Raw genomic sequence first — 876 nt, 5'->3', positions numbered from 1 at the left:
AGGCGTCATTGCTGGGCCGACCTTAGATAAGATGACCGATAAATTCTCGCTTTAATATGAAATGTTTCAGGAAAGGTGTTTAAAGATGTCTAATGAGCTATCCCTTGGCCATGTAGAGTCAGAAGTTGTTGCTTGGCTGGAGCGAGTGGTAATCGGCCTTAACTTGTGTCCGTTTGCTCGCAAACCCTACGAAGACGAACGTGTCCGAATCGCGATCGACACTGGGAGCTCTTATGACTCAATACTTGAACGCTTGTTGGCAGAGTTAAGGTTTCTAGATAATGATAGTAATCTGGCTATTGAAACGACTCTGCTTGTTATCCCAAATGGCTTGAGTGACTTTTATTCTTACTTAGCATGCCTGTCGGATGCGAATTCAATTTTGGTTTCAGAAGGTTACGAAGGTGTATTTCAGTTGGCAAGTTTTCACCCGGATTACCAGTTTGAAGGTACCGAACCGGATGATAAATCGAACTTAACAAATCGCGCTCCCTATCCGGTTTTTCACATAATTAGAGAGCAATCTTTGGAGTATGCGCTAGAAAGTTATGATAACCCTGAAAAAATTCCAGAGCGTAATGTTGAGCTAATGCAGTCAATGGAGGGGGAGCGGTTAAAAGCTTTATTTCCGTGGCTGAGTATTTAGTCGTCTAGGAGAACGAAAGCTGCGCACTACCTTTTGATTTCGCAAGCAGTAGCTTTTTGCTTGCTCTCTTCCAGGCAGAATTAAAGTCTTCATTAGGCAAAATATGTACAACTCCGACGCTGATGCTCGAATTTAGCCACTTTCCATCGCTTGACTTTATTTTGATGGCTTCGAAATCTCGCATTAACCTTTCAACGTAGAGCCTGGCTTGGGGGAGTGAGCAGTTGGAT

At 43.4% G+C, this 876-nt stretch carries 2 protein-coding genes; one reads left to right on the top strand and one right to left on the bottom strand.

Annotated features, from left to right (window positions below):
• Positions 1-85 precede the first annotated feature (85 nt).
• Entirely contained in the window at positions 86-646 is a 561-nt protein-coding gene (locus tag A3735_RS03225; RefSeq protein ID WP_068506406.1) for a DUF1415 domain-containing protein, read from the top strand.
• A 4-nt stretch (positions 647-650) separates the two neighbouring features.
• Here A3735_RS03225 and A3735_RS31680 read toward each other — a convergent pair.
• The coding region (locus A3735_RS31680) for a hypothetical protein (RefSeq protein WP_231882353.1) at positions 651-876 on the bottom strand (226 nt) is incomplete at its 5' end.

The sequence above is a fragment of the Oleiphilus sp. HI0061 genome, from assembly GCF_001635675.1.
This window is presented reverse-complemented; position numbering and strand designations above follow the sequence as displayed.

Bases quoted from the DNA above. Each gene is read 5' to 3' on its own strand.
- A3735_RS03225 (WP_068506406.1), top strand. From the start codon at position 86: ATGTCTAATGAGCTATCCCTTGGCCATGTAGAGTCAGAAGTTGTTGCT.